General features: G+C 69.8%; 19 protein-coding genes. 15 read left to right on the top strand and 4 right to left on the bottom strand.

From position 1 onward, the window contains the following. The first annotated feature begins 93 nt into the window (after positions 1-93). The 9 genes from AC3WJT_RS12110 to AC3WJT_RS12150 all read left to right on the top strand — a co-directional run bounded on the left by AC3WJT_RS12110 (position 94) and on the right by AC3WJT_RS12150 (position 8,119). On the top strand, positions 94-1,317 hold the full coding sequence (locus AC3WJT_RS12110) for an alkaline phosphatase family protein (protein ID WP_492343377.1): 1,224 nt from the start codon (positions 94-96) through the stop codon (positions 1,315-1,317). Between the two features lie 86 nt (positions 1,318-1,403). Further along, positions 1,404-1,871, top strand: a complete 468-nt coding sequence (locus AC3WJT_RS12115; protein WP_492343378.1) for a VOC family protein — start codon at positions 1,404-1,406, stop codon at positions 1,869-1,871. Continuing rightward, a complete protein-coding gene (locus AC3WJT_RS12120; RefSeq protein WP_492343379.1) occupies positions 1,871-2,200 on the top strand; it encodes an ArsR/SmtB family transcription factor in 330 nt (109 codons plus the stop codon). The genes AC3WJT_RS12115 and AC3WJT_RS12120 overlap by 1 nt, the downstream gene beginning before the upstream one ends. Beyond that, positions 2,200-2,661 carry an SRPBCC domain-containing protein gene (locus tag AC3WJT_RS12125; RefSeq protein ID WP_492343380.1) on the top strand — a complete coding sequence of 154 codons (462 nt, stop codon included), beginning with the start codon at positions 2,200-2,202 and terminating at the stop codon, positions 2,659-2,661. The genes AC3WJT_RS12120 and AC3WJT_RS12125 overlap by 1 nt, the downstream gene beginning before the upstream one ends. Before the next feature lie 157 nt (positions 2,662-2,818). Further along, positions 2,819-3,163, top strand: coding sequence for an MmcQ/YjbR family DNA-binding protein (locus tag AC3WJT_RS12130; RefSeq protein ID WP_492343381.1), 345 nt, complete (start codon positions 2,819-2,821; stop codon positions 3,161-3,163). Beyond that, positions 3,160-4,446: a TCR/Tet family MFS transporter gene (locus tag AC3WJT_RS12135; RefSeq protein WP_492343382.1), complete on the top strand. Its 1,287-nt coding sequence runs from the start codon at positions 3,160-3,162 to the stop codon at positions 4,444-4,446. Before AC3WJT_RS12130 ends, AC3WJT_RS12135 begins: the two co-directional genes overlap by 4 nt. Positions 4,447-4,522: 76 nt before the next feature. After that, on the top strand, positions 4,523-5,944 hold the full coding sequence (locus AC3WJT_RS12140; RefSeq protein WP_492343383.1) for a DegQ family serine endoprotease: 1,422 nt from the start codon (positions 4,523-4,525) through the stop codon (positions 5,942-5,944). 112 nt (positions 5,945-6,056) lie between these two features. Continuing rightward, complete coding sequence (locus AC3WJT_RS12145; RefSeq protein ID WP_492343384.1) at positions 6,057-7,358, top strand: replication-associated recombination protein A; 1,302 nt, start codon at positions 6,057-6,059, stop codon at positions 7,356-7,358. Then, positions 7,355-8,119, top strand: coding sequence for an RluA family pseudouridine synthase (locus AC3WJT_RS12150; protein WP_492343385.1), 765 nt, complete (start codon positions 7,355-7,357; stop codon positions 8,117-8,119). The genes AC3WJT_RS12145 and AC3WJT_RS12150 overlap by 4 nt, the downstream gene beginning before the upstream one ends. Before the next feature lie 164 nt (positions 8,120-8,283). On the opposite strand, the gene AC3WJT_RS12155 is transcribed toward AC3WJT_RS12150, so the two are convergent. Beyond that, positions 8,284-9,510, bottom strand: a complete 1,227-nt coding sequence (locus AC3WJT_RS12155; RefSeq protein WP_492343386.1) for a hypothetical protein — start codon at positions 9,508-9,510, stop codon at positions 8,284-8,286. Positions 9,511-9,620: 110 nt separating this feature from the next. Between AC3WJT_RS12155 and crcB the strand changes: the two genes are divergently transcribed. The 3 genes from crcB to AC3WJT_RS12170 are packed head-to-tail and all read left to right on the top strand — an operon-like array spanning position 9,621 to position 12,809. Continuing rightward, entirely contained in the window at positions 9,621-10,007 is a 387-nt protein-coding gene (gene crcB, locus AC3WJT_RS12160; protein WP_492343387.1) for a fluoride efflux transporter CrcB, read from the top strand. After that, entirely contained in the window at positions 10,004-11,005 is a 1,002-nt protein-coding gene (locus tag AC3WJT_RS12165; RefSeq protein ID WP_492343388.1) for an RluA family pseudouridine synthase, read from the top strand. Before crcB ends, AC3WJT_RS12165 begins: the two co-directional genes overlap by 4 nt. A 4-nt stretch (positions 11,006-11,009) precedes the next feature. After that, entirely contained in the window at positions 11,010-12,809 is a 1,800-nt protein-coding gene (locus tag AC3WJT_RS12170; protein ID WP_492343389.1) for a putative 2OG-Fe(II) oxygenase, read from the top strand. Positions 12,810-12,814: 5 nt separating this feature from the next. On the opposite strand, the gene AC3WJT_RS12175 is transcribed toward AC3WJT_RS12170, so the two are convergent. Together AC3WJT_RS12175 and AC3WJT_RS12180 are read right to left on the bottom strand one after the other, a co-directional pair. Continuing rightward, entirely contained in the window at positions 12,815-14,050 is a 1,236-nt protein-coding gene (locus AC3WJT_RS12175; protein WP_492343390.1) for a DUF1501 domain-containing protein, read from the bottom strand. Continuing rightward, entirely contained in the window at positions 14,047-15,456 is a 1,410-nt protein-coding gene (locus AC3WJT_RS12180) for a DUF1800 domain-containing protein (protein ID WP_492343391.1), read from the bottom strand. The genes AC3WJT_RS12175 and AC3WJT_RS12180 overlap by 4 nt, the downstream gene beginning before the upstream one ends. Positions 15,457-15,541: 85 nt before the next feature. Between AC3WJT_RS12180 and AC3WJT_RS12185 the strand changes: the two genes are divergently transcribed. Next, positions 15,542-16,261, top strand: a complete 720-nt coding sequence (locus AC3WJT_RS12185; RefSeq protein WP_492343392.1) for an ATP12 family chaperone protein — start codon at positions 15,542-15,544, stop codon at positions 16,259-16,261. Positions 16,262-16,472: 211 nt separating this feature from the next. Beyond that, positions 16,473-18,005 (top strand): acyl-CoA carboxylase subunit beta, encoded by a 1,533-nt coding sequence (locus tag AC3WJT_RS12190; protein ID WP_492343393.1) that lies wholly within the window; start codon positions 16,473-16,475, stop codon positions 18,003-18,005. A 55-nt stretch (positions 18,006-18,060) separates the two neighbouring features. Here the strand turns inward: AC3WJT_RS12190 and AC3WJT_RS12195 are convergent, their stop codons facing one another. Next, on the bottom strand, positions 18,061-18,369 hold the full coding sequence (locus AC3WJT_RS12195; RefSeq protein ID WP_492343394.1) for a FliM/FliN family flagellar motor switch protein: 309 nt from the start codon (positions 18,367-18,369) through the stop codon (positions 18,061-18,063). Here AC3WJT_RS12195 and lipB point away from each other — a divergent pair. After that, positions 18,368-19,138 carry a lipoyl(octanoyl) transferase LipB gene (gene lipB / locus AC3WJT_RS12200; RefSeq protein WP_492343395.1) on the top strand — a complete coding sequence of 257 codons (771 nt, stop codon included), beginning with the start codon at positions 18,368-18,370 and terminating at the stop codon, positions 19,136-19,138. The two genes, AC3WJT_RS12195 and lipB, sit on opposite strands and share 2 nt — an antisense overlap. The last annotated feature ends 61 nt before the right edge of the window (positions 19,139-19,199 follow it).

A 19,199-nucleotide genomic window follows, 5' to 3' on the forward strand; every position in this document is an offset into this window, starting at 1 on the left:
TCATATACGCGTGACAGGGGCGGACTATGACCTCGTGGCTTGAGTCCGCCAAGCGCCCGGGTGCAGATGTACGACCCGTTGTCAGGAAGACCCATGACCTCGCTCGTCCGCCGCCTCTGTCTGGCCCTGTCGGCCCTCTTCCTGATCGCCGCGCCGGCGCGGGCGGCCGAGCGGGCGCCGGTGATCCTGATTTCGATCGATGGCTTCCGCGCCGACTACGCGCTGCGCGGCCTGACCCCGACCCTGGCCGCGCTGGCGACCGAAGGCGCCTGGGCGCGGGAGGGCATGCGGCCGTCCTTCCCGGTCAACACCTTCCCCAACCACTACACCCTGGTCACCGGGCTTCGGCCTGACCAGCACGGCATCACCGACAACACCCTGTTCGACGAGGCCCGGCCGGGGGTGAAGTTCAACATGTACGCGCGCGAGCAGGTCGAGGACCGCTTCTGGTGGGATGGCGGCGAGCCGGTCTGGGTGACCGCCGAACGGGCAGGGGTGAAGACCGCGACCATGTTCTGGCCCGGCTCCGAGGCGCCGGTGCGCGGCGTGCGCCCCACCACCTGGTTTCCGTACCATGAGTCACTCCCGGCCTTCGACCGGGTCGATCGCCTGCTGGGCTGGCTGGACCTGCCGAAGGCTGACCAGCCGCGCTTCATGACCCTGTATTTCGAGGCGGTCGACACGATCGGTCATCGCATGGGGCCGGACAGCCCCGAGCTCAACGCGGCCCTTGTGGCGACGGACGCGGCGCTGGCTCGCCTGGTCGCAGGCCTCAGGGCGCGCGGACTTTACGGCAGGGTCAACCTGATCGTCGTCGCCGATCACGGCATGGCGCCCGTGGCGCGGGAGCGGTCGGTCTTCCTGGATGATCTGGTTCCCGGAGGGGGCGTGAGGTCGATCACCCTGGGATCAGTGGCTGGGCTGATCGCCGAAACGCCGGCGGCCGAAGCGGCCATTGTCGGCAAGCACGACCATGTTGAGTGCTGGCGCAAGGCGGACCTTCCGGCGCGCTTCCGGTACGGGACCCACCCGCGCATTCCGCCGATCATCTGCCTGTCCGAAACGGGCTGGGCGCTGACCACCCGGGAGTCTTTCGCTCGGTCGGCCGGTACAAAGCGCGCCGGCGCGCACGGGTTCGATCCGGAGGCCGTCGAGATGCGCGCGCTGTTCATCGCGCACGGGCCGGCCTTCCGCCCGGGCGTCACCTTGCCGGTCTTCGACAATGTCTCGGTCTATCCGCTCGTGATGAGGCTGCTGGGCCTGACGCCGCAGCCCAACGACGGGGCGCTGAAGGACACCGGGCCCGCGTTGAAATAGGCCTGTCGGCGTCCGGCGCAGCCGCCGGCTTGACCAGATAATTGCGGTGTGCGTTAAATATTATGGAAATTGCAAAGGAGGCCACCGTGCCCGCCAAACGCGCCCTGTCGTCCGCCGTCGTCTATCGCGACCCCAAGGCGGCGCTGAAGTTCCTGGCTGAAGCCTTCGATTTCGAGACCACTCTGCTGATCGAGGACGAGGCCGGCAATCTGGCCCACTCCCAGATGGTCTACGGCGACAGCATCGTCATGGTCGGCAACGAATGGACGGACGAGCACAGGAGTCCGCTGTCGATCAACGGCCTGATGACCCAGACGGTGCACATCCAGCTCGCGGACGGGGAGGGGACGGTCGACGCCCACTGCGAGCGCGCCCGCAAGGCCGGAGCGGTGATCCTGGTCGAGCCGGAAACCCAATTCTATGGCGACCGCACCTACCGCTGCAAAGACCTCGAGGGGCACATCTGGACGGTCAGCCAGACGGTTGAAGTCCTGACGCCCGACGAGTGGGACGCCAAGGACATGGGCCTGAAGACCACCGTCTACAAACCCTGATGCCGGCCGCCGCGCTGGACAGGACCCTGGCCGCCCTGGCCGACCCGCACCGTCGGCGGGTCGTCGAGCTGCTGCGCGACCGACCCCGGCGGGCCGGGGAGCTGGCGCAGGCCGCGGGCCTGTCCGCTCCGGCCATGAGCCGCCATCTGCGCACGTTGCGTCAGTCTGGCCTGGTCGAGGAGACCTCGCCTGACTTCGACGCCCGCGTGCGGGTCTATCAGCTCAGGCCCGAGCCCATGGTTCACCTGCTGCGCTGGCTGGAAGAAACCGAGCGGATGTGGACGGTCCAACTCGCGGCCTTCAAGGCGCATGTCGAGAAGCCCGACTGATGGCCTCCCGGGTCGTGGTATCCCTGCGGGTCAAGGCGACGCCGGCGCGGGCGTTCGAGGCCTTCACCGCCGAGATCGGCCAGTGGTGGACCGCCAACAGCCTGTTCGCCTTCACCCCGCGCGCGCCGGGCGTGCTGTCGTTCGAGAACGGCGAGCGCCTGATCGAGACCCGCGAGGGCGGCAAGGTGTTCGAGATCGGCAGGGTCAGCGCCTGGGAGCCGGGCGTCCGCCTCGTGGTCGGCTGGCGTCAGGCGACCTTCACTCCGGACATGGCGACGCAGGTCGAGGTGACCTTCGAGCCGGTCGGCGACCAAACCCGCATCACCGTCACCCACACCGGCTGGGACAGCGTCCCCCAGGCCCATGCAGCCAAGCACGGTTTCCCGGAAACGGCGTTCCTCGCGCGGCATGGCGAATGGTGGCGGGCGCTGCTGGGGCGGCTGGGGGAGCATCTGGGATGAGCAAATCTGAACCTTCTCCCATGGGGAGAAGGAGGGGCCCGCCCTGCGAAGCAGAGCGGGAGGTTGAGGGGGTAAGGCGCCTCCGGACGGACCGTACTCCCTCACCCTCCCACGCCTTCTGCGAGGGCCTCTCCCTCTCCCTCCGGGAGAGGAGCATATGAACCAGTCCGGCCTCCGCGCCCTCGCGCTCGCCCTGCCCGAAGCGCTGGAACAGCCCCACTTCGACCGCGCCTCATTCCGCGTGCGCGGCAAGATCTTCGCGACCCTGCCGCCTGTCGGCGAGGACGGCGTCCACAAGGTCGTCCTGAAGCTGCCCGCGCTGGTCAAGGAGTCGCTGCAGCAGACCGACGCCAACGCCATCGTGTCGCTGGGAAACTGGGACAAGGGCGGCTGGACGCAACTGGACATCGGGCGCATGGACGGGGAGAAACTGGCTGATCTCGTGCGCCTCGCCTGGCGTCAGGTCGCGCCGAAAAAGCTGATCGCCGGGGAGCGGGAATGACGGATCAACAGGCGGCGCCAAAAGGGCGCCGGGCCGCCTTCGGCTTCATTTTCGCCTCGGCGGTCATGAACGCGGTGTCGTTCGGGATCATGATCCCGATCCTGCCCAACCTGATCAAGCAGTTCACGGGCGGCGACACGGCGTCGGCGTCGGAGTGGAATGTCGTCTTCGCCGTCACCTGGGGCGTGATGCAGTTCGTCATCGGCCCGATCCTCGGCATGCTGTCGGACCGCTACGGCCGCAGGCCGGTGCTGCTGCTGTCGCTGTTCGGCCTGGGCGTGGACTTCCTGTTCATGGCCCTGGCCCCCAGCCTGGCCTGGCTGCTGTTCGGGCGAATCCTGAACGGCATGACTGCGGCCAGCTTCTCGACCGCCAGCGCCTATGTCGCCGACATCACACCGCCGGAAGGCCGCGCGAAGGCCTTCGGCTTCATGGGCTCGGCCTTCAGCTTCGGCTTCCTGATCGGCCCGGTGCTTGGCGGCCTGCTCGGCGACATCAGCCTGCGCATGCCGGACCTGGTGATCGGCGCCTGGACGGTCGACATGGACCTGCGCCTGCCGTTCTTCGTCGCGGCCGGCCTGACGCTGGTGAACTTCGTCTACGGCCTCTTCGTGCTGCCCGAGTCGTTGCCGCTGGAGAACCGGGCGGCGGCGTTCGACTGGCGCAAGGCAAACCCGGTCGGATCGCTCAAGCTGCTGCGATCGCATGCGGATCTCGTCCGCCTGGCCGGCGTCGGCTTCCTGTTCCAGCTGGCGCACACGGTCCTGCCGTCGATCTTCGTCCTCTACGTCGGCTATCGCTACAACTGGAGCCCGTCGACGATGGGGCTGACCATGGGCCTGACCGGCATCCTGGGCATCGCCGTCTCGATCCTCCTCGTCGGCCCGACCGTGAAACGGATCGGGGAGAAGGGCGCGCTGCTCGTCGGCTGCCTGTTCGGCTGCCTCGGCTTCATCATCTACGGCTTTGCGCCGACAGGGGTCTGGTACCTGCTCGGCACGCCGGTGTTCGCCCTGATGGGTCTGGTGCAGCCGGGGCTCATGGGCCTGATGACCCGCCGCGTCGGCCCGGCCGAACAGGGCCGGCTTCAGGGCGCCAACCAGAGCCTTCAGGGCATCGCCTCGATCGCCGGTCCGGCGATATTCGGCCTGACCTTCGCCTGGTCGATCCACAACGAAGGCCGCGTACATCTGCCGGGCCTCGCCATCTGGCTGGCGGCCGGGATGCTGCTGGCCGCCTTCGTGATCGCCCTGAAGGCCGGATCGGAACCCAGGGCCGTCTGAAGGCTTTCAAGGCCATCATTGCGCCCGAAATCTTCGCTGTTCTGGCGACGGGGACAATTCTGACCTGAAAGACTTCATGCGCGCCGTGAAACTGCTCCTGCCCGTTCTGGCCCTGCTGGCCGCCTGTTCCGATCCCGCCTCGAAGTCGCAGGCGCAGGACGCCGGGCTCGCCCAGCCGACCAAGGCGCCGCCCTCGAGCGTCGAGGGCCTGAAGACCTCGTTCGCCCCGGTCGTGAAACGCGCGGCGCCGGCGGTGGTCAATGTCTCCAGCCGTCGGCTGGTGCGCCAGCGGGTGGATCCGTTCTGGGACATGTTCAGCGGTCGCGGTGGCATGCCCCAGCAGCGCGTGGCCCAGTCTCTCGGCTCCGGCGCCATCGTCCGCGCCGACGGGGTGATCCTGACCAACAACCACAACATCGACGGCGCCGACGAGATCATGGTCCAGCTGGCCGACCGCCGCGAGTTTCCGGCCAAGGTGCTGCTGGCCGATCCCCGGTCCGATCTGGCCGTGCTGAAGATCGACACCGGCGGCGAGCGCCTGCCGGTGATCGCCATCGATGATCAGGAGACCATGGAGGTCGGCGATCTGGTGCTGGCGATCGGCAACCCGTTCGGCGTCGGCCAGACGGTGACCAACGGCATCGTCTCCGCCACGGCCCGCTCGAACGTCGGCATCACCGACTACAGCTTCTTCATCCAGACCGACGCGGCGATCAATCCGGGCAACAGCGGCGGGCCGCTGGTCGACATGGACGGCGACCTGATCGGCATCAACACGGCCATCCTGTCGCGTTCGGGCACCTCGTCGGGCGTCGGCTTCGCGATCCCCGCCGCGATGGCGCGCCAGGTGGTCAACGCCGCGCTCGGCGGCGGCCAGGCGGTCATCCGGCCGTGGCTCGGCGCCCGCACCCAGACCGTTACCGCCGACGTGGCCCGCAGCCTCGGCTTCCCCGCGCCGCGCGGCGTGGTCATCACCGACATCTGGCCGGGCGGCCCCGCCCAGCGTGCGGGCCTGCAGGTCGGCGACGTGATCCTCGCCGTCGGCGGTGAGGACGTGAATGACGAAGGCGCGGCGACCTACCAGTTCGGTTCGCGCCGGCCGGGCGAGCAGGTGCCGGTCCGCCTTCTGCGCGACAACGCCGAGCGCACCGTCCAGGTCCGCGCCGAGCCTGCCCCCGGCGGCCGGGGCGACGAGCGGACGATCTCGGGCGCCAACCCCTTCCAGGGCGCGACGGTGGCTACCCTGTCGCCGGCCGTGGCGGACGAAATCGGCGTCGATCCCTTCGACGGCAAGGGCGGCGGCGTGGTCGTCACCCGCGTGGCCCAGGGCTTCGCCCAGCAGGCCGGCCTCAAGCCCGGCGACATGGTCCGCGAGATCAACGGCCGCCAGATCCGCTCCCTCGGCGATCTCAACAGCGCCATCGGCGCCGGCGGCAAGGTCTGGCGCGTCACCATCCAGCGGGGCGGCCAGCTGATCACGGCGGCGTTCAGGACCTAGGGGACATGTACCAAAGGTACGTGTCCCCCAATCGAAGCGCGAGAGCCCCAGATGCGCAGTTAGGGGACACGTACCTGCGGTACATGTCCCCGACTGATGCTAAACCCTCTCCATGTCCGACCTGTTCGAGGCCGCCGGCCTGACTCCCCACGCCCCTGCGCCGCTTGCCGAGCGGCTGCGGCCGCGCGCGCTGGAGGAGGTTGTCGGTCAGGATCACCTGCTCGGCGAGGGCGGGCCGATCCGGCGGATGATCGCCGGCAATCGCCTCGGCTCGATGATCCTCTGGGGGCCGCCGGGCACCGGCAAGACCACCATCGCCCGACTGCTGGCGAAGGCTGCCGGCTATGAGTTCCAGCAGATCAGCGCCGTCTTCTCCGGCGTCGCCGATCTGAAGAAGGCCTTCGAACAGGCCAAGATGCGCCGCGCCGCCGGCCAGTCGACCCTGCTGTTCGTCGACGAGATCCATCGCTTCAACCGCGCCCAGCAGGACGGTTTCCTGCCGTTCGTGGAGGAGGGGACCATCACTCTCGTCGGGGCGACGACCGAGAACCCCAGCTTCGAGCTCAACGGCGCCCTGCTGTCCCGCGCCCAGGTCTATGTCCTGCGCCGGCTGGATGAGGCGGCGATGGAACAGCTGCTGCAGCGCGCCGAGGCCGAAACCGGCCTGACCCTGCCGCTCGAGCCGGCGGCCCGGGAGGCGATGGTCGCCATGGCCGACGGCGACGGCCGCTATCTGCTGACCCTGGCGGAGACCCTGCTGTCGATCGGCTCGCCCAAGCCCCTGACGGCCGCCGAACTGGGCGAGGTGCTGCAAAAGCGCAGCCCGGCCTACGACAAGGACCGCGAGGAGCACTACAACCTCATCAGCGCCCTGCATAAGTCGGTGCGCGGCAGCGATCCGGACGCGGCGCTCTACTGGCTGGCGCGGATGCTGGAGGGCGGCGAGGACCCGCTGTTCATCGCCCGCCGCCTGACGCGCATGGCCAGCGAGGACATCGGCGCGGCCGATCCGATGAGCCTGCTGCTCTGCAACGCCGCGAGGGACACCTACGACTTCCTCGGCAGTCCCGAGGGCGAACTGGCCCTGGCCCAGGCCTGTGTCCACATGGCCTGCGCGCCCAAGTCGGTGGCCGTCTACAAGGCCTTCGGCGCGGCTCGCAAGGCCGCGCGGGAGACAGGCTCGCTCGCCCCGCCCAGCCACATCCTCAACGCGCCGACCCGCCTGATGAAGGACCTCGGCTACGGCGCGGGCTACGCCTATGACCCCGACACCGAGGAGGGGTTCTCTGGCCAAAATTACTTCCCGGACGGCATGGAGCGGCGGGTGTTCTACAAGCCGAAGGGCGAGGGGCACGAGGCGAAGGTCAGGGAGCGGCTCGACCGCTGGGCGGCGATGCGGGCGAGGAAGGCGTGAGTCCCCGTCCCCCCAAGAAGATCAAAGCCCACGAAAAGCCGATCACCCTCACGCCGGAGGAGATCGCGTTCATCCGGGGCATCGTGATCGCCGAGGACGCCCACATCATCGCCCTGAACAAGCCGGCGGGGCTCTCCAGCCAGGGCGGGCGGATCAACGCCAATACGCTGGATGAGCTGACCTGGGCGTTCGCCCGGCCGGGCGGATCGCGGCCGCGGCTGGTGCACCGGCTGGACCGCGATACCTCGGGCGTGATCCTGACCGCCCGCACCCAGCCCGCCGCAAGTTTCCTCGGCAAGGCCATGATTGCGAAGCGGTTTCGCAAGACCTACCTGGCCATCGTCGCGCCCGGCGCGCCGTCGCCGAAGGGCGGGGTGATCGACAGCGCCCTGCGCCGCGAGAGCATCGGCCGCGAGGCCTACATGCGCATTTCCCCGCCTGACCATCCCGACGCCGAGACCGCGAAGACGCGCTACCGCACGCTCGCCGCAACGCCGGAGGCGGCGCTGATGGAGCTCAGTCCCGAGACCGGCCGGATGCACCAGCTGCGCGTCCATATGGCCAGTCTCGGCCGTCCGATCGTCGGCGACGCCCGCTACGGCGGCGCGCTGATGGCCGGCGGCCTGCCGGTCCCGCGTCTGATGCTGCACGCGATGAAGCTGACCTTCCCGCACCCGGACGGCGAGACGATGACGATCGAGGCTCCGCCGCCGGAGGATTTCCGGACGCTGGCGCAAGGGTTGGGGTTAGCGCTTCCCTGAATCCTCCCCGCATCGCGGGGAGGGGGACCGCCGGAGGCGGTGGAGGGGCAGCGCGGAGAGTCGGTGATTGGCCGCGTTCTGACTCTGACTTCGAGCGCCGGTTCTGCCCCCTCAGTCAGGCTCCGCCTGACAGCTCCCCGCGAGCGGGGAGCATTGATGGCGGATCACGCCGCCGTCCCCTGCTCCAGCGTCATCGCCGCCACCCGCAATGACGCATGGGTCAGGCCGGCCGTCTCGGCCACGGCGAAGAAGCCGTCGGAATTGAGCCCCTGCACCACCAGCGCCGGCGCCAGGCCGCGCGCCTGGCGGCCGAATTCGAGGATCTGGGCGGCCAGGCGACTGTCCCCGCCGGGCAGGTCGGCCGCGTCGAGCGTCACGCCCATCAGGCGCAAGCCCTGCAGCGGCGCCGTGGCGTCGCGTCCCGGCTGCACCCGGGCGAATACGCCGCGGCAGACGGACTTGAGCAGCCCGACCACCTCGATCAGCCGCGCCAGCGGCGCGCCGCGGTCGATATCCACCAGTTCCAGCATCACGCTGGTCTTGACCCGGCCTGCGGCGGAGCCGGCGCAGTTGATCAGAATCGTCCGGCCCTTGCTTGTGGCCATGGTGCGGAACGACACCGGCACGATAAGCGCCGGCTGACCCGGCTTGTCGATGCGCGGCAGAAACAGGGTGGCGAAATCGAGGGTCGCCTGGTCGATCTGCAGCAGATCGGCGTCCGACAGCTTGTTGAACAGCCGCGCGGGGATCGCCCGACCCGTGGGGACCTCGGTGACCGTCGGGGCGATCCGCAGGGCGGCGGTGATGCCGTGCTTCAGGCTGCGCAGATCCTCGACCGCGAAGTCGATCCGCAGGGGAATGCCGATCCCGGCCTGGAAACTGAACGGATTGCGCTTGCGAAGCTCGGCGGGATCGACCTCGGGCCGGTCGACGGGCTTCGGCGCGGCGACTTCACGCGTTCGCGCCTGCAGGATGAATACCGGATCCAGTGGCGCGCAGCTGACCTGGCCGTCCTTCAGCGACGTCACCGCCTGTACAGCCATGTCGCGCGGCTCGGCGACGCCCAGGAAGTGCATCAGCACCTCCTCCAGCACCTTGAGCGCGACGGCCTGTGCGGCGACGCCTTCCTCGCTCGTCATGGCGATCAGGTAGTCCGTCTCGCCGATCCGCTGGGCCAGGTCCTGATAGGTCAGGTGCTCGGCCAGCTTGCGCTCGACATAAGCCCAGACATCGGGCCGCTTTCGCGACCAGCGCTCGCCGCTGCGGCTCTGGATCGCCGCCAGGCTGATGATGTTGACGGCCCCTCGACCCATCAGGTCGTGACCGCCGAACCGCTCCAGCAGGGCGGAAATATCGGCGGCGTTGAAGCGGTCGATGGTCGATTGGCTCATGAACGCTCGCGAGGCTCGTAGTCTGCGATACCCATAATGAGCCGTCGCGTTTAACGCGACGTTGAAGCCGGTGCTTTGCGCGCAGCGGCGCATCGTCGCATAAGGGCGGCATGGACAAGATTTTGCTCGTGGCAACGGGCGGCGCGGTCGGCGCCGTGGCGCGCTACATGACCGGGGTCGGCGCAACCCGGGCGCTTGGAACGGGCTGGCCGTACGGCACCCTGGCGGTCAACGTCGTCGGCGGCTTCGCCATGGGGCTGCTTGCCGCGTCCCTGGCCCTGCGCGGCGGCGGGGATCAGGAGCGCTGGCGTCTGCTGCTGGGCGTGGGCGTGCTGGGTGGGTTCACCACCTTCTCGGCCTTCTCGCTGGAGGTCGCCCTTATGATCGAACGGCGGCAACTGCCGCAGGCGTTCGGCTATTCGCTGCTGTCGGTCGTGCTGTCGGTGGCCGCGTTGTTCGCGGGTCTGATGCTGGCCCGCCGGGTGCTGGCCGCATGAGCCCGCGCGAGGTCAAGACCCTCTATGTCGACCCGGCCGAGGCCGGTGAGGACGGCGTGCGGCTTGACCGCTGGTTCCGCCGCCGCTGGCCGCACCTGACCCAGGTCCAGATCCAGCGGCTGGCCCGCTCGGGCCAGATCCGCGTCGACGGCTCGCGCGCCAAGGCCGACACACGGCTCCAGGCGGGATCGATGGTGCGCGTGCCGCCGTTGCCCGATGCGCCCGATCCGACCGAGAAGATGGCCCTCTCGTCGCGCGACGCGGCCATGGCCCGCGCGATGGTGCTCTACGAGGACGAAGAGGTGCTGGTGCTGAACAAGCCGGCCGGCCTCGCGGTCCAGGGCGGCACCAAGACCAGCCAGCACGTCGACCGCCTGCTGTCGGCCTGGGGGGAGGGGCTGGAGCGTCCGCGCCTCGTCCACCGGCTCGACCGCGACACCTCCGGCGTGCTGGTGCTGGGCAAGACCCCGGCGGCGGCGGCGAAGCTGTCCGGCGCCTTCGCCCGGCACAAGGCGCAGAAAACCTACTGGGCGCTGGTCGTCGGCACGCCGCACCCGACCGAGGGCATCATCGACGTTCCCCTCGCCAAGAAGGGCATCAACGACCGCGAGATGGTCGTGCCGGTCGATCCCAAGGACCCCAAGGCCGAGGCGGCCGAGACCGAGTTCGTCACGATCAGCCGGGCCGGTCCGCGCGTCAGCTGGATGGCCCTGCGTCCCCACACCGGCCGCACGCACCAGCTACGCGCCCACATGAAGGCCATGGGTCACCCGATCCTGGGCGATCCCAAATACGGCGACGAGAAGAGCGCGGCCCTGTCGGAGGGGCTGCAGCTCCAGTTGCACGCCCGCCGGCTGGTGATCCCCCATCCCTCGCAGGGCATGCTGGCCATCGAGGCTCCGATCAGCAAGGAAATGAAGGCGGGTTTCGAGCGCTTCGGCTTCTCCTCGGATGAAGCCGATCCCGAACCGTTCGCGAGGCGCGGCAAGAAGCGGTGACGATGTGACGCCAGAGATCGCCAGGGCGCTCCAGACCGGAGCGGGTCTGCTCTCGGCGGGCCGGCTGACTGAAGCCGTCGCCCTGCTGTCAAGCCTCGCCCGCGCCCAGCCGCGCCTGGCCGACGCGCGCCGTCTGCACGGCCTGGCGCTGCATGCCGCCGGCCACCTCGAGGCGGCGGAGCAGGAGCTGAAGGCGGCCTCGACACTCGACAAGAAGGCGCCGATCCTGATGGTCGAGCTGGCCGCCACCCTGCTGGCGCTCGGCCGCGACGCCGACGCCGAAAGGGCCCTGCGCGCCGCCCTGGTCCGCGACCGCCGCTTTGTCCCCGCGGCCGGGGCCCTCGGCCGCTTCCTGATCAGCAAGGGCCGGGCGGCCGACGCGCTGAAGGTGACCCTGCCGCTGGCGACCGCCGGCGAGGATCCGGTGGTGCTCAGCGTCCATGCAGAGGCGTTGCGCGCACTGGACCGGCTGGACGAGTCGATCGCTGTCTCCAGACGCATCGCCGACCGCCCGGGCGCTGATCCGGCGGCGGTGCACAATCTCGCGGTCAGCCTGGTCGACGCCGAGCGCTACGAAGAAGCCGGAGCGACCCTCGACCGGCTGATCGCGACCGGGGGCGAGTCGCCCGAGACCTGGCGCCTGCGCGGGCGGGCCGTTCAGGGCCTCAGCCGTTACGACGAGGCCGAGACGGCCTTCCGCGAAGCCCTGCGGCGCAAACCGGATCTGGCGCCGGCCCACCGCGATCTGGCCGACCTGATCTGGATGCGGACCGGCAGCGTGGCGGCGGCCGGCGAGGCGCTCGACGCCGCTATTCGCCAGTCGCCGGCAGACGCAGCCTTGCGGATCGTCAAGGCCAAGCTGCTGGACTTCGCCGGCGAGACCGACGCGGCCTACGAGGCCATCCTGCCGGTGGTCTCACGGCCTGACGCAGACCCTTATGCCGACATATCGGCGGCCCAGATCATCATGATGAAGGACGCGGTGCGCGGGCGGCTCCACGCCGAGCGCGCCCTGGCCCGGTCGCCGGGGGATCCCATGATCCTGGCGGTGTCCGCCGAGGCCAGCCTGGCCGCCGGCCTGCCGGACGAGGCCGCGCGACGCGCATCGATCCTGCGCGAGCAGTCGCCACACGACCAACAGGCGATCGGGCTCCTGGCCACCGCCTGGCGCATGCTGGGCGACCCGCGCTACGGCGAGCTCTACGACTACGACGCCTTCGTGAAGCCCTGGCGGCTGGATACGCCGCCCGGCTGGCCGACGCTGGACGCCTGGCTGGCAGACATGACCGCCGCGCTGAACGGCCTGCACAATCTCGAAGCCCATCCGATCGGCCAGTCCCTGCGCCAGGGCACGCAGACCAGCCAGAGCCTCGACCGCTCGGACAACCCGGTCATCCGCGGCCTGTTCGATGCGATCCGCGGACCGATCCAGCGGCATATCGAGATGCTCGGACGCGGGCGCGATCCCCTGCGCTCGCGTACGACCGGCAAGTTCCGGGTCAACGGATCCTGGTCCGTGCGCCTGAAGCCCGGCGGGCGTCACGTGAACCACATGCACCCCCGCGGCTGGCTCTCGACGGCCTGCTACATCGCCCTGCCGGACGCGGTTGAGACGGGCCGCGAAGGCTGGATCGGCTTCGGCGAGCCGGGCGTCCCGACGCAGCCACCGCTGCCGGCCGAGCACTGGGTCAAGCCCGAGCCCGGGCTGCTCGTGCTGTTCCCGTCCTACATGTGGCACGGCACGGTCCCGTTCGGCGGAGACCAGCCGAGGCTCACCTGCGCGTTCGACGTGCTGCCGGCCTGACGGCCCTACACCAGTCCCGTCACGGCTCGCGCCCCGGCGCTGTCCGGGAAAACCACGGTCTCCAGCGCGGCGCGATCGACGCCCATGTGGTCGGCCAGCACGCCCTTGAACAGGCCGCGCATGTCCAGGGTCGGGCGCGTGTCGCGGCCCTCGAACAGGGCCTCGGACCGCAGGGTTGGCCAGTCGCCGATGATCCCGCCGGGTTTGAGCGCGCCGCCCAGCACGATCGCGGTCGAGCCGGTGCCGTGGTCGGTGCCGCTGGTGCCGTTGATCCGCGCGGTCCGGCCGAACTCGGTGGCGACGACCACGACCGTGTCGCTCCAGGCCGACCCCAGACCCTCGTTCAGGCCCGAGAGCAGGGCGTCGAGATACAGCAGCCGCGTGGCCAGCTGCCCCTCGGCGGCGCCCTGGTTGGCGTGGGTGTCCCAGCCGTCGACGGAGATGGCGACGATCTGCGGGCCGCCCGGCTGGGTCATGAAGCCGGCGACGGTCTTGCCCAGCGTCTGCGCAAGCCTCTGACCCTGGCGGACAAACCCGGCGACGCCGCCTGATCCGGCCATGGCCGGGGCCATTCCCCCGGCCATGTCGCCCTGGGCCGTGGCGGCCATCGCCTCGGTCTGCAGGCCGCTTGCCAGCGCCGGCGCGAGCAGCGGATCGCCCGCATAGAGGTCCATCAGGATGCCCGGCAGCCGCGGACTGCCTTCACCGGCCGCGCCCGGAGACCATGAGGCCGCCTGCGTCGGACCGCGCAGAATCAGCGGAGCAGTCGCGCCGACCGACAACGCCTCGACCTTGCGCCCGCCCGCTGCGGTCAGGGCGCGATTGAGAAAGCCCGACGCGGTGCCGTAGACCACGGACGCGCCGCTCTCGAGCACGTCCTGCGCTTCGAAATGCGACCGGGCGCGGTCTGGACTGGCGATGGCCGGCGCAATCCGCGCCTGACCCTTCAGCGCCAGCGCGTGGACCCCGGCGAGGGCCGGGTGCAGGCCGAAGGTCCCGTCCAGCTTCAGCGCCGCCTCGGCCGGAATGGTGATCCGCCCGCGCAGCGCAGCGTAGTCCGCATCGCCGATGGGGGGAGACACCGACAGTCCATCCATGCCGCCGCGCGCGAGCACGGTGATCAGCTTCTTGCGGCCAACGGCGTCGTCGGCGAAGGCGGCGCGGCCCATAAAGGCGACGCCGAGGCCAAGGCCGGCGGCGGCGGCGAGCAGCGACCGGCGTGTAGGGGCAGGGCGGGTCATCGGCGCTGGAACTCCGGACTCATAAGCAGGATCGAGAGGGCCTCCTGACGTGACTCCGCGCGGGCCACGGCCTCGCGGACCGGGTCGCTCAGTCGCGCGCCCAGGGCCCCGGCGGCGATCGGACCGGGGTCGAGGTCGGCGGCGACCACGGCCGAGAAGCCCTCGGCCCAGGTCATCCGCTTGATGATCGCATCCGGCGCGGCCCAGGTGATGGCCTCGTCTGACCAGCCTTTGGGGGAGGGTGGTGAGAACACCCGCTGGCCCATCGCCAGCAGCGGCGGCGAGATGTGCTCGATGGCCCCCGGCTGTCCGCCGATGGCTCGCCAGCTCGAGATCAGGAACTCGTAGGGCGTCTTCAGCTTGCGCGGCGCGGGGTCCCACGCTTCCGGCGCGTTAATCAGGGCCTCGGCGACGCGGGTCAGATGACCGCCGGACCCGGTCCATGCCGCCTCCAGCCGCGCCACCAGCGACTCCGGGGGATCATCGGCCACGAAGTGCCGGGCGATCTTGCCGCAGATGTGCCGCGCTGTGGCCGGATGGGCGGCGAGGTCCTTGAGCACGGCCAGCGCCTGTCCCGGGCCCGCCGCCGGATAGGTCTTGCCCATCACTGTGCGGGCGCCGGGCTCGTGGGTGTTGGCGCGGAAGACGTACTCGCCGCGTTGGCCGACCGCCTCCCGCAGCCCGCCGACGCTCCAGCCGGTCAGGGCCCGGGCGAACTCGGTGACATCCTCCTGGCTATAGCCGCCCTTCACACCGACCGTGTGCAGTTCGAGAATTTCGCGGGCAAGGTTCTCATTCAGGCCGCCGCCGATACCGGGCATCGGCCGGCGCTTGAGATAGGCCGCCGCCGGGCTGCGTGGCCCCACGGACTGGACCTGGTCGAGGTACACCAGCATCCCCTGGTGGGCCGTCGAGGCGACCAGCAGGTCCTCGAACCGGCCGAACACGCGCGGACGAATCGCCTCCTGCTCGAACGGACCGACCAGCACGGAGGTGATCAGCTTGATGCCGGAAACGGTGAAATGGTTGGCCCAGAACAGCGCCCAGCGCTCGCGGAAGCCCGCCGGCGTGGTCGCCGCCAGTCTTGCCCGGGCCAGGAAGTCCACGGCCGGCCCCTCGCGAAGCATGCGGGCGGCGATCCTGACCGGATCCTCCGCCGGATCGACCTCGCCCTGACCCTCGCGCATCTGGCGGCGGTCCTGCTGGTAGAGCCGGAAGTTCCGCAGCCGCGATCCCGCCGACTCCGGCGTCTGTTGCGGCTGGTCGGCGCCCTCGGCCGGCCGGATCTGGCTGATCAGCCACTGACGCGGACCCGCGGCGGCGGCCGCGGCGATCTCGCCGGGCCGGGCGCCCAGGCCAAATCGCGTCACCGCGATCGCTGCGGTCAGATCGGCGGGTGATGCCAAGGCGGCGCCTCCTTGCACTGGCGGGGCGGTTACGTCACTTCCACGATCAGGCGCGGCGCTTCCGTCGCACGAGGAGATCGACACAGTGGCGGCACGGGAAGACGGGGTCCAGCATCCACGCCGGTTCTATACCGCGGTGACCGTCGCCCCGGCCGGGGACGGCCACGCGGTGCTGCTCGACGGTCGTGCGCCGAAGGCGCCGGGCGGAACGCCGCTGGTCCTGCCCACGCCGGGGCTGGCGGCCCTGGCGGCCGGGGAATGGGACGCCCAGAACCCGCATATCGTCATGGTCTCCATGCCGGCTGTGCGGCTGGCGTTCACGGCGCTGGAGAAGATCGGTGCGGTGCGCGAGGCCGTGGCCGACGAGGTCGCCCGCTACGCCGGCTCGGACCTGCTCTGCTACCGGGCCGAGTCGCCCCGCGAACTGGCCGCTGAACAGACGACCGCCTGGGACCCGCTGCTCGCCTGGGCCCGATCCGAGCTTGGCGTGGCGCTGGAGCCCACGGTCGGCATCATTCATCGCGAGCAATCCGCCGACGCCCTGACGCGGGTGAAGGCGTTGTCGCTTGAGCTCGACGACTTCGGCCTGGCGGCGCTGGCCCATGCCGCCGGCCTGCTGGGGTCGGCGGTGCTGGCCCTGGCCCTGCAGCGCGGCCACGTCTCGGGCGAGCAGGCCCACCACCTCGCCCGCCTCGACGAGGCTTTCCAGGAACGGCTCTGGGGCATCGACGGGGAGGCGGCTATCCGCACCGAGGGCCGTCTGGCGGAGGCCCTCTGGCTGGAGCGGTGGTTCAGGGCGCTTTGACCCCTCTCCCGCAAGGAGAGGGAGGGGCCCGGAGCGAAGCGCCGGGAGGGTGAGGGGTTACGCTGGGTCGGGCGAATCCTGACCCTCCGTAACCTCTCATCCGTCGGGTTCCACCCGACACCTTCTCCCGCCGGGAGAAGGGATTTCGATGCTTGTCACACCCCCGCCGCCGCTTTAACCCGGTCCCGTTCGACAGACAGGGAATGGCGGCGTGCAGAACATCCTCGAAGAACTCGAAAAGCGGCGCGAGCAGGCCCGGGCCGGCGGCGGCGCCACGCGGGTGGCCAACCAGCACGCCAAGGGCAAGCTGACCGCGCGCGAGCGGATCGATCTGCTCCTCGACGAGGGAAGCTTCGAGGAGTTCGACATGTTCGTCGAACATCGCAGCCACGACTTCGGCATGCAGGACCAGCGGGTTCCGGGCGATGGCGTTGTCACCGGCTGGGGCACGATCAACGGCAAGGTCGTTTACGTTTTCTCGAAAGATTTCACGGTCTTCGGCGGCTCTCTTAGCGGCGCTCACGCCCAGAAGATCGTCAAGGTCCAGCGCCAGGCCATGAAGGTCGGCGCGCCGGTCATCGGCCTGTTCGACGCCGGCGGCGCCCGCATCCAGGAAGGCGTCGACAGCCTCGCCGGCTACGCCGACATCTTCCTCGAGAACGTGCTGGCCTCGGGCGTCGTGCCGCAGATCAGCGTGATCATGGGCCCCTGCGCCGGCGGCGACGTCTATTCCCCTGCCATGACCGACTTCATCTTCATGGTGAAGGACACCAGCTACATGTTCGTCACCGGCCCGGACGTGGTCAAAACGGTGACCAACGAGATCGTCACGGCCGAGGAACTGGGCGGCGCCCGGGTTCACGCGGCCAAGTCGGGCGTCGCCGAGGGCGCGTTCGACAACGATCTGGAGGCGATGACCCAGGTCCGCCGGCTGGTCGACTTCCTGCCCAGTTCCAACCGCGCCAAGGCCGAGTCGCGCGAAAGCTTCGACGAGCCGTTCCGCGACGAGATGAGCCTGGACACCCTGATCCCGGCCAATCCGAACAAGCCCTACGACATGAAGGAACTGATCCTCAAGATCGTGGATGAAGCCGATTTCTTTGAAATCTCAAGCGAGTGGGCCAAGAACATCATCTGCGGCTTCGCCCGCATGGACGGCGAGAGCGTCGGCATCGTCGCCAACCAGCCTCAGGTGCTCGCCGGGGTTCTGGACATCGACTCCAGCCGTAAGGCCGCGCGGTTCGTGCGCTTCTGCGACGCCTTCAACATCCCGATCATCACCCTGGTCGACGTCCCGGGCTTCATGCCGGGCACCAAGCAGGAGTACGGCGGCCTGATCAAGCACGGCGCCAAGCTGCTGTTCGCCTACGCCGAGGCCACGGTGCCGAAAGTCACGGTCATCACCCGCAAGGCGTACGGCGGCGCCTATGACGTGATGAGCTCCAAGCACCTGCGCGGCGACGTCAACTACGCCTGGCCGACCGCCGAGATTGCGGTCATGGGCGCCAAGGGTGCGGTGGAGATCATCTTCCGCGCCGAGATGAACGACCCGGAGGCCCTGGCCGCCCGCGAAGCCGAATACAAGGACCGCTTCGCCAACCCGTTCGTCGCGGCCTCGCGCGGCTACATCGACGACGTGATCAAGCCCCACGGCACCCGTCGCCGCATCGTCCGGGCGCTGCGCAGCCTCAAGGGCAAGCAGCTGTCGAACCCCTGGAAGAAGCACGACAACATTCCGCTGTAAGGAAGGCGACTGCCCTCCCTGGCGAAGCCGGGAAGGGGGATCGCGCCGAAAGGCCCTAGGTCGTCCCGCCGGCCATGAAGTCGTAGACGTCGGCGGCGCGGGTGACGGCGATGCTGATCTTGTCGTCGTTGATCTGGATTTCGCCGCGCGCCACCGGGTGGTTGTTGGCCAGGATCCAGACTTCGTCGCTGGCCTTGGCGTCGAGCGGGATCACCGCCCCGCGGCCCATGCGCAGCAGCTGGGACATGGGGAGCGTCGAGCGCCCCAGGACCACGGAAATCTCGACGTTGACCGACTGAACCTGACTCACGAACTGCTTGGCCCCTCGCGCAATGAGCGCCGACACGCCACATTGGGGCCTCATGCTTGATCAGCCGTTAAATCCAGGGGCTTTGAGGCCCGCCGCGTCACCTCTTTTCGGCCGGGCCGACGGATTGCCGGCCGGCTGGGCGGTGTCGCACGCGCCGGTGGCCTATCCCGACGCCGTGGCGGCGATGGAGGCCCGCGCGGAGGCGATCGCGAAGGGTGAGGCGGGTGAGCTGGTCTGGCTGCTGGAACACCCGCCGCTCTACACCGCCGGCGTCTCGGCGAAGGCCGCGGACCTCATCCAGCCGGACCGGTTCCCGGTGTTCGAGAGCGGGCGAGGGGGCCAGTACACCTACCACGGGCCCGGCCAGCGGGTGGCCTATGTGATGCTCGATCTCGGCAAGCGCACGAAAGACGTGCGCGCCTTCGTCGCGGCGCTGGAAGCCTGGGTGATCGGCGCCCTGGCGGTCTTCAACCTCGAAGGCCAGGTCCGCGACGGCCGCGTCGGCGTCTGGGTCGAGCGAAGGGGCGCCGGCTGGTCGCGCGAGGACAAGATCGCCGCCATCGGCGTCAAGCTGCGCCGCTGGGTCAGCTTCCACGGCATCAGTCTGAACGTCGAGCCGGACCTGGGCCACTTCGGCGGCATCGTCCCCTGCGGGGTCACCGACCATGGCGTCACCAGCCTCGTCGATCAGGGCCTGCCGGTGACCATGGACGAGGCCGACGCCGCGCTGCGGGCCGCGTTCGAGCCGGTGTTCGGGGCGGTGGTGGACTACCCTCTCCCGGCGGGAGAGGGAGGGGCACGGCGCATCGCGACGGGAGGGTGAGGGGATACGGCGCCTGTCGGCTCCCTAAACCCTCATCCGTCGGGTTCCACCCGACACCTTC

The organism is Caulobacter sp. FW305-C-30-S16 (assembly GCF_058783025.1).

Coding starts and splice junctions, on each gene's coding strand:
- AC3WJT_RS12110 (WP_492343377.1), top strand. CDS start 94: ATGACCTCGCTCGTCCGCCGCCTCTGTCTGGCCCTGTCGGCCCTCTTC.
- AC3WJT_RS12120 (WP_492343379.1), top strand. CDS start 1,871: ATGCCGGCCGCCGCGCTGGACAGGACCCTGGCCGCCCTGGCCGACCCG.
- AC3WJT_RS12125 (WP_492343380.1), top strand. CDS start 2,200: ATGGCCTCCCGGGTCGTGGTATCCCTGCGGGTCAAGGCGACGCCGGCG.
- AC3WJT_RS12130 (WP_492343381.1), top strand. CDS start 2,819: ATGAACCAGTCCGGCCTCCGCGCCCTCGCGCTCGCCCTGCCCGAAGCG.
- AC3WJT_RS12135 (WP_492343382.1), top strand. CDS start 3,160: ATGACGGATCAACAGGCGGCGCCAAAAGGGCGCCGGGCCGCCTTCGGC.
- AC3WJT_RS12140 (WP_492343383.1), top strand. CDS start 4,523: ATGCGCGCCGTGAAACTGCTCCTGCCCGTTCTGGCCCTGCTGGCCGCC.
- AC3WJT_RS12145 (WP_492343384.1), top strand. CDS start 6,057: ATGTCCGACCTGTTCGAGGCCGCCGGCCTGACTCCCCACGCCCCTGCG.
- AC3WJT_RS12155 (WP_492343386.1), bottom strand. CDS start 9,510: ATGAGCCAATCGACCATCGACCGCTTCAACGCCGCCGATATTTCCGCC.
- crcB (WP_492343387.1), top strand. CDS start 9,621: ATGGACAAGATTTTGCTCGTGGCAACGGGCGGCGCGGTCGGCGCCGTG.
- AC3WJT_RS12165 (WP_492343388.1), top strand. CDS start 10,004: ATGAGCCCGCGCGAGGTCAAGACCCTCTATGTCGACCCGGCCGAGGCC.
- AC3WJT_RS12175 (WP_492343390.1), bottom strand. CDS start 14,050: ATGACCCGCCCTGCCCCTACACGCCGGTCGCTGCTCGCCGCCGCCGCC.
- lipB (WP_492343395.1), top strand. CDS start 18,368: ATGCTTGATCAGCCGTTAAATCCAGGGGCTTTGAGGCCCGCCGCGTCA.
- AC3WJT_RS12195 (WP_492343394.1), bottom strand. CDS start 18,369: ATGAGGCCCCAATGTGGCGTGTCGGCGCTCATTGCGCGAGGGGCCAAG.